Below are 7,682 nucleotides of genomic sequence, written 5' to 3'. Positions count from 1 at the left end.
GCCGGATCGAACGAGGGCGCCGATTTGGGCGAGGCCGTCGAACGCTATCTGACGCGATATTTTTCGTCGTTCGGCAACGAACTGCCGCCCGTGGGGCTTTATGACCGCGTCATCCGCGATGTCGAAAAGCCGTTGCTAAGTGCGGCGCTCGCTGCAACGCGCGGCAATCAGATCCGCGCCGCCGAGCTACTCGGTCTCAACCGAAACACGCTGCGGGCCCGCATTCGCGACCTCAACATTCGCGTTTTCCGGACCGTCGAAGGCTGACCTTGGGGCGCGAAAAACCGATATTTTCCCCGGGCTTTTGATACTTCCCGCATAAGGCGCTTGATCCGCGCCACACTTGTCGCGAAAATGTCACAGTTAGACTGTTGGGTGCCGGCGGATATTTGATGCCTCCGTTGCCGGCTTTCACCTGCAGATGCGCGACACCAACATCATGGTGTCGGCCGGAAGCATTCTCGGAGGTCAATTGGAAAGTGATTTCAGAGTAATGGTCACGTCAGGCGAAAACTGATGAACGCCAGCAACAGCAATGCAGACACACCACGCGAGGAGCCGGATCGCTCGTCGCTGACGACCCTGCCGTTGCCGGCCGCCACGGTGATGGAGGAGGGCGATAGTCCGCTCAATCCGTCCGACCGTGCGTTCTGGTTTGGGTTCGGCGTCGTGCTTCTGTCGATGACGTCGGCGCTCGCTAGCTACCTGATCCTGACCGGGCTCACCTCCATTGCGCCGCGCAACGAGTACGTGTGGACCGCCCTCGCGGTGAACGTCGTGCTCATTCTCGCGATGCTCGGCACCATCCTTTGGCAAATGCTGGGGTTGCGCCGGGCGTGGAAGAACAAGGTGCCCGGGGCGCGCCTGCATACCCGTATCGTCATCCTGTTCAGTCTGATCGCGGCGCTGCCCGCCATTTTGCTCGCTGTCGCGGCGACCACGACGTTTTCGCGCTCGCTCGATGGCTGGTTCTCGGGCCGCACGCGCGCCATCGTTGAAAATTCGTACGACGTCGCCAAAGCCTACGTCGACGAGCACAGCCAGATCATTCGCACTGATATCGTCAACATGGTGCGCGACATCAACGGTAGTGCCGATACGCTCAAGGACGATCCCGACGCGTTTCAGAAATTTCTCATCGGTCAGGCGGGGCTGCGCGATCTGACATCGGCCTACATCATCGATGCGGACGGCGTGCCGATCGTATTGGCGCTCGATGATCCAAAGCTTCCGTACGTCGTTCCGCCGCCGGCAGCGATCAAGCAAGCCGAGGCGGGGCAGGTTGCGCTATCGACGCCGTCGAACGATTACCGGATATCGGCGGTTGCCAAGATCGACAACATGCCAGGGCGCTATCTTTACGTGGCGCGCGGCGTCAGCCCGAAGGTCATCGATCATCTTCACCGGACCGAGCAAAATGTCGATGAATATAGCAGGCTTAGGAAGGCCAAGGGCGGCCTCAAGGTTGCGCACGGCCTGATCTATTTCATGATTTCGACGACGGCCCTGCTGGCCGCGATCTGGGCCGGCATGTGGTTCGCCGGGCGCTTCGTGGCGCCGATCCGAAGGTTGATCGCGGGGGCGCAAGAGGTTTCTCGGGGCAATCTTCAAATTGCGCTTCCAGAAAAGCGGGGAGAGGGCGACCTCCGCCGCCTGTCACATACCTTCAATCTGATGACGCGCGAATTGAAACGACAGCAGGATGCGCTTGTCCTGACCAACGCCGAGCTCTCGGCACGGCACAATTTCATCGAGGCGGTTCTGTCGGGCGTCTCGGCCGGCGTCATCGGGCTCGATAGCGCCGATCACATCACGTTGCTCAGCCGGTCGGCCGAACGTCTGCTCGGATTTTCAGGTGCCGAAGTCGTAGGCAAGCCGTTGGCGGATGTCGTGCCGGAATTCGCCGGCGTGCTTTCGGCGCGCGAGGAAAACGGGCTCAAGAGCAAGGGCCAGCACGAAATCAAGAAATCGCTCGGCGACGAGGAGCGCACGTTCGCCGTCAGGGTCACGCGCGAGAGGGCGGGCGACGGCGATGTCGGTTACGTCGTTACCTTTGATGACGTGTCCGAGCTTGTCCAGGCGCAACGCACCAGCGCTTGGGCGGATATCGCACGGCGCATCGCGCACGAAATCAAAAATCCGCTGACGCCGATACAACTTTCGGCCGAACGTCTACGGCGAAAATTCGGGACGCAGATATCCGACAACCGTGAACTGTTCGATACGTTGACGCAGACGATCGAGCGGCAAACCGGTCAGATCAAGAGCATGGTCGACGAGTTCGCATCCTTCGCGCGCATGCCGCAGCCGGTAATGGCGGATCAGGACCTGCGGCTTGCCGTGCAGGAGCCGGCGGTTCTTTTCCGCGAAGGCCACAAGGACGTGGACTTCAAGCTTTCAATTCCCGACAGGCCGGTTCGTGCCCGCTTCGATCTCAGGCTCGTATCGCAAGCCGTGACGAACTTGATCAAGAATGCGGCGGAGGCGATCGAAGCCTACGGTGAAGCGCAAGGGCGTCCGCCCGGCTACAAGGGCGAGATCGAGGTACGTTTGTTGCCGTCCAGCGACCGGGTTGCGATCGAGGTCATCGATAACGGTGTCGGCCTGCCGAAACAGAACCGTGCAAAATTGATCGAGCCCTATGTCACGACGCGCGCCAAGGGGACTGGCCTTGGACTTGCGATCGTGCAGAAGGTGGTAGAACAGCACGCCGGCACCCTCACCCTCGAGGATGCGCCGCAAAGCCCGACGCGGACGCGCGGCGCACTCGTACGCATGACATTGCCTGTCAAGACCGAACTCGCTCACGAAGTTTCTACTGACCAAGTTGCCTCCGCTGCGCACGCGGCGGGATGACGTGATACATATACTCGAAGCCCAGGAGTTCTGTGATGTCCGCTGACATTTTGATCGTCGATGATGAAGCCGATATCCGCGATCTGGTCGCCGGTATTCTGCAGGACGAAGGCCACCGCACGCGCCTCGCACGCGACAGCGATGAAGCGCTTCGCGCCATCGAGGATCGAAAGCCTCACCTCGTCATCCTCGACATTTGGCTGCAGGGCAGCCGCCTCGACGGCCTCGAGGTTCTGACGATCATGAAGCGCACATATCCTGATCTTCCCGTCGTCATCATCTCGGGCCACGGCAACATCGAAACGGCTGTCACCGCGATCAAGCGCGGCGCCTACGACTATATCGAGAAGCCGTTCAAGGCCGACCGCCTTGTGCTCGTCGCTCTGCGCGCGCTCGAAGCCTCGCAACTGAAACGCGAAGTGAAAGAGCTCAAGGAACGCTCCGTCGTTTCGGCCGAAATGATCGGCAAGTCTCCGGCGATCAATCAGCTCAAGAACAACATCGACAAGGCGGCGCCGACCAACAGCCGCATCATGCTGCGCGGCGCGTCGGGAGCCGGCAAGGAACTCGCCGCGCGCGTCCTGCACCAGAAATCGCTGCGCGCCGATGGTCCCTTCGTCGTCCTCAACGCGGCGGCGATGGTTCCCGATCGTGTCGAAGACGAACTCTTCGGTACCGAGGACCGCACCGGAGGGCCGCGCAAGGTCGGGGCGCTCGAAGAGGCACATTCGGGAACTCTCTATATCGATGAAGTCGCCGACATGCCGATGGAGACGCAAGGAAAGATCCTGCGCGTGCTCGTCGAGCAGAAGTTCCTGCGTCTTGGCGGTTCGCAGAAGGTGTCGGTGGATGTCCGCATCATTTCTTCGACGTCTCGCGATCTCGATCAGGACATCCGCGAAGGCCGTTTCCGCGAAGATCTCTATCATCGTCTGAACGTCGTTACGCTGCGCGTTCCGAGTCTCGCTGAACGGCGCGAGGATATACCGGAGCTCATTCAATTTTTCATCGGACAGGTGGCGCAAACCTCGGGCCTGGCTCCACGGCGCATCGGCGAGGATGCCATCGCCGTACTGCAGGCGCACGATTGGCCGGGCAACGTGCGCGAGCTTCGCAACAACGTCGAGCGCCTGCTGATCCTGGCGGGCGGCGAGCCGAATGCGGCCATCACCGCCGACATGCTGCCGGAGGAGATAGGCTCGAACGTTCCGCTGCCGGTCAACGGCGGTGCCGAGCATCTGATGTCTTTGCCGCTACGTGAAGCTCGGGAAATCTTCGAGCGCGAGTATCTGCTGGCTCAGATCAACCGCTTCGGCGGCAACATCTCCCGCACGGCGGAGTTCGTCGGCATGGAGCGGTCGGCATTGCACAGGAAGCTGCGCGCACTCGGCGTTTCTTCCGAGCAGCGCGCCGGTGATTTGCGGTCGGCTTCCTAGGGCTAGGGCACACCGCAAATGACACGCATTGTCTACGTCAACGGCGCCTACAAGCGCTATGGCGAGGCTGCGATCCATGTCGAGGATCGCGGCTTTCAGTTTGCCGATGCCGTTTATGAGGTCATCGAAGTTCTTGGCGGGCGACTCGTCGATGCAACTCGGCATCTTGCCCGCCTCGAACGATCGCTGCGCGAACTCGCGATATCGCCGCCGATGCGGGAAAGCGCCTTGCTTCACATCATTGGCGAGGTCATTCGGCGAAATCGCGTTCGCGACGGCATCGTCTACATGCAGGTGACGCGCGGAGCGGGCCCGCGAGAGTTTGCTTTACCAGGCCCGGACGTTTTGCCGACGCTCGTCGTTTTCGCCCGCACCCAGCCGCGCGGCCGTGCGGACCGATTGGCTGAAACCGGCATCGTGGTCAAAACAGTGCCGGACAACCGCTGGGAGCGGTGCAACATAAAGACCGTTATGTTGTTGCCGGCAGTTCTGGCAAAGGACGCGGCCCGCCGTGCCGGTGCGCGCGAGGCGTGGTTTGTCGATTCCTCCGGCACTATCACAGAGGGCGCCTCGAGCAATGCCTGGATTGTGACAGCCAAAGGCGTGCTTGTGACGCGCCCGCTTGGACAGGAAATTCTTCCCGGTGTCACGCGCGCGACCGTGATGGATGTTGCCAAGGCCGAGGGCCTCCGTGTCGAGGAACGCGCCTTTACGCGCGACGAGGCGTTGCGGGCAACGGAAGCCTTCATCACATCTGCAACAAATATCGCAATGCCGGTCGTAACCATCGACGGCCAGGGGATCGGTAATGGCCTGCCGGGCCCACTGACCCGGCGTCTGCGATCAAGGTTTCATCAGATGGCTGAAATTTCGGCTGTCTGATGCGAATGTTGCCGCATTGTGCGCGGCAACAAGAACTGTAAATTGATCCGCTTCGAGGCGGTCCCCCCGATGGCCTTCGAATCTCCGCATCGACGCTTCGTTGCAACTCAAAACGCGACGGCGTTAGGCGCGCTTCCGAGAAGACGCTTGAGATAAAAAAACGGAAAACAACCATGGCGGCCGAAAAAACTCAAAACCTGCAAGACACATTTCTCAATTACGTGCGCAAAAATAAAACGCCCCTGACGATATTCCTCATCAACGGCGTAAAGCTGCAGGGCATCGTGAGCTGGTTCGATAATTTTTGCGTGCTCCTGAGACGCGACGGGCATTCGCAACTCGTTTACAAGCACGCCATTTCAACGATCATGCCCGGAGGTCCGGTCAATCTTAATGAGCAGGACGGCGAAGGCACCCCGAGTTGAGCACGCGTCCTGATGACGGCGAGGACGCGGGGCGCGATACGCCACGCAAGCGCCGGCGTGGTGGGGAAGAAACGCGCGCGCCCAGAACGCGGACCCTAGTGCTTGTTCCCGTATGGAAGCGCCAAGTCCGCGTCGGCGAAAAGACGAAGCCTTTTCCGCAAATCCACACGCCGGAAAATCGTCTCGCCGAAGCCGTCGGACTTGCAAAGGCCATCGACCTCGACGTCATCGACGCGACGATCGTGCCGCTGTCGGAACCGCGCCCCTCAACCTTGCTTGGATCGGGAAAGGTCGATGAAGTCGGCCAGAGGGTAAGCGAACTCGACATCGGTCTCGTCGTCATCGACCACATCGTGACGCCGGTGCAGCAGCGCAATCTCGAGAAGGCGTGGAATACCAAGGTCGTCGATCGAACCGGGCTCATTCTCGAAATTTTTGGCGCCCGCGCCAGGACGCGGGAAGGCGTGCTGCAGGTGGAGCTGGCGCATCTCACGTATCAGAAGGGGCGGCTTGTCCGCGCCTGGACGCATTTGGAACGCCAGCGCGGCGGCGGCGGATTTCTCGGCGGCCCCGGCGAAGCCCAGATCGAACTTGATCGCCGCATGCTTCAAGACCGCATCGATGCGATCAAGCGGGACTTGAAGGATGTCGCGAAGACCCGCAGTCTGCATCGCAAGGGACGGCGCAAGGTGCCGTATCCGATCGTCGCGATCGTCGGCTATACGAACGCCGGGAAATCGACGCTTTTCAACAAGATAACCGGTGCCGGCGTCGTCGCCATGGATCAGGTTTTCGCGACGCTCGATCCGACGATGCGCGAAGTAAAGCTGCCGAGTGCCCGGCGCATCATCCTCTCCGACACGGTCGGTTTCATCTCGGACCTGCCGACGATGCTGGTTGCGGCTTTTCGCGCGACGCTCGAAGAAGTCGTGGAGGCCGATCTCATTTTGCACGTTCGCGACATCGCTCACGAAGAGACGGAAGCGCAGGCGAGCGACGTCGAGAAGGTGCTCGGCGATCTCGGCATCGACACGTTGCCGGTCGACAATCACATTCTTGAGGTCTGGAACAAGATCGATCTTCTCTCTCACGAACGGCGTGGGGAGCTGCAACATGAAAGCCGCCGCAACGCCCGGCCTCCGGTTCTGGTTTCAGCGGCGACGGGGGAGGGGATGGCACCGCTGCTCGATTCCCTCGATGCGCAACTCAGCACCGCCGACGAAGTGCTTGATCTGATTGTTCCCGGCAGCCAGGGGGCGCTGCTCAATTGGCTGCATGAAAACTGCGAAGTGCTGGCGCGCGAGGCGCGCAAAGACGGCAGCATCGAATTGCGTGTCAGGGTCCCGAGCGAGAAGAAAGCCAGCATCATCGGGCAGCTTCGCAAAGCGGGGTTGAAGGTCTAGCTCAAACCACTAGATTGCCCGGCATGGACCAGCGCGTCAGTTGCTGCATTGCCGGTGGAGGGCCGGCCGGGATGATGCTCGGCGTGCTCCTGGCCCGTGCCGGCATCAAGGTGCTTGTTCTTGAAAAGCACCAGGATTTTCTCCGCGATTTCCGCGGCGACACAATTCACCCCTCGACGCTGCAGGTGATGGACGAACTCGGTTGGCTCGACGATCTTTTGCGGCTGCCGCATCAGAAAGTCGAAAAGCTCTCCGGACAATTCGGTGATACGCCGCTAACGATCGCCGACATGTCACATTTGCCGGTGAAATCAAAATTCATCGCGCTGATGCCGCAATGGGATTTCCTCGACTTCCTGGCCGACAAGGGGCGCGCTTATCCGGGCTTCGACCTCAAGATGAATGCCGAGGCGTTTGATCTCGTTTCCGATGGCGGCCGGGTCACGGGCGTCAAGGTCAGGACCGACGAAGGCCCGATGATCGTCAATGCCGATCTCGTCGTCGCCGCTGATGGGCGTTCATCAACGCTGCGCAAGGCAGCGGGCTTCGTCAGTGAAGATTTTGGCGCGCCGATGGATGTCATGTGGTTTCGATTGCCGCGTCTCGAAGGCGATACCGACCAGACGCAAGCTCGCTTCGATGCCGGGCATTTGTTCGTGATGCTTCAACGCGGCGACTAT

7 protein-coding genes are annotated in these 7,682 nt (G+C 60.6%); all 7 read left to right on the top strand.

Features of this window, described 5'->3' with window-relative positions; translation table 11 throughout:
- Positions 1-267: helix-turn-helix domain-containing protein (locus tag VN623_RS11610; RefSeq protein WP_325571151.1), on the top strand; the 267-nt coding region annotated here is incomplete at its 5' end.
- A gap of 249 nt (positions 268-516) precedes the next feature.
- A complete protein-coding gene (locus tag VN623_RS11605) occupies positions 517-2,856 on the top strand; it encodes a PAS domain-containing sensor histidine kinase (RefSeq protein WP_325571150.1) in 2,340 nt (779 codons plus the stop codon).
- 35 nt (positions 2,857-2,891) lie between these two features.
- Positions 2,892-4,292: a sigma-54 dependent transcriptional regulator gene (locus VN623_RS11600; protein WP_325571149.1), complete on the top strand. Its 1,401-nt coding sequence runs from the start codon at positions 2,892-2,894 to the stop codon at positions 4,290-4,292.
- Positions 4,293-4,310: 18 nt separating this feature from the next.
- Complete coding sequence (locus VN623_RS11595; RefSeq protein WP_325571148.1) at positions 4,311-5,174, top strand: D-amino-acid transaminase; 864 nt, start codon at positions 4,311-4,313, stop codon at positions 5,172-5,174.
- A 173-nt stretch (positions 5,175-5,347) separates the two neighbouring features.
- Positions 5,348-5,599 carry an RNA chaperone Hfq gene (gene hfq, locus VN623_RS11590; protein ID WP_325571147.1) on the top strand — a complete coding sequence of 84 codons (252 nt, stop codon included), beginning with the start codon at positions 5,348-5,350 and terminating at the stop codon, positions 5,597-5,599.
- A 98-nt stretch (positions 5,600-5,697) separates the two neighbouring features.
- A complete protein-coding gene (gene hflX, locus VN623_RS11585; protein ID WP_325571152.1) occupies positions 5,698-7,002 on the top strand; it encodes a GTPase HflX in 1,305 nt (434 codons plus the stop codon).
- Positions 7,003-7,025: 23 nt separating this feature from the next.
- The coding region (locus VN623_RS11580) for an FAD-dependent monooxygenase (RefSeq protein ID WP_325571146.1) at positions 7,026-7,682 on the top strand (657 nt) is incomplete at its 3' end.

Origin of the sequence: Hyphomicrobium sp. (genome assembly GCF_035572195.1) — a bacterium.
In the GTDB taxonomy this organism is placed as follows: domain Bacteria; phylum Pseudomonadota; class Alphaproteobacteria; order Rhizobiales; family Hyphomicrobiaceae; genus Hyphomicrobium_B.
Note: the sequence above shows the minus strand (reverse complement) of the source record. Positions and strands in the feature narration are given on the sequence as shown.

Bases quoted from the DNA above. Each gene is read 5' to 3' on its own strand.
- VN623_RS11605 (WP_325571150.1), top strand. From the start codon at position 517: ATGAACGCCAGCAACAGCAATGCAGACACACCACGCGAGGAGCCGGAT.
- VN623_RS11600 (WP_325571149.1), top strand. From the start codon at position 2,892: ATGTCCGCTGACATTTTGATCGTCGATGATGAAGCCGATATCCGCGAT.
- VN623_RS11595 (WP_325571148.1), top strand. From the start codon at position 4,311: ATGACACGCATTGTCTACGTCAACGGCGCCTACAAGCGCTATGGCGAG.
- hfq (WP_325571147.1), top strand. From the start codon at position 5,348: ATGGCGGCCGAAAAAACTCAAAACCTGCAAGACACATTTCTCAATTAC.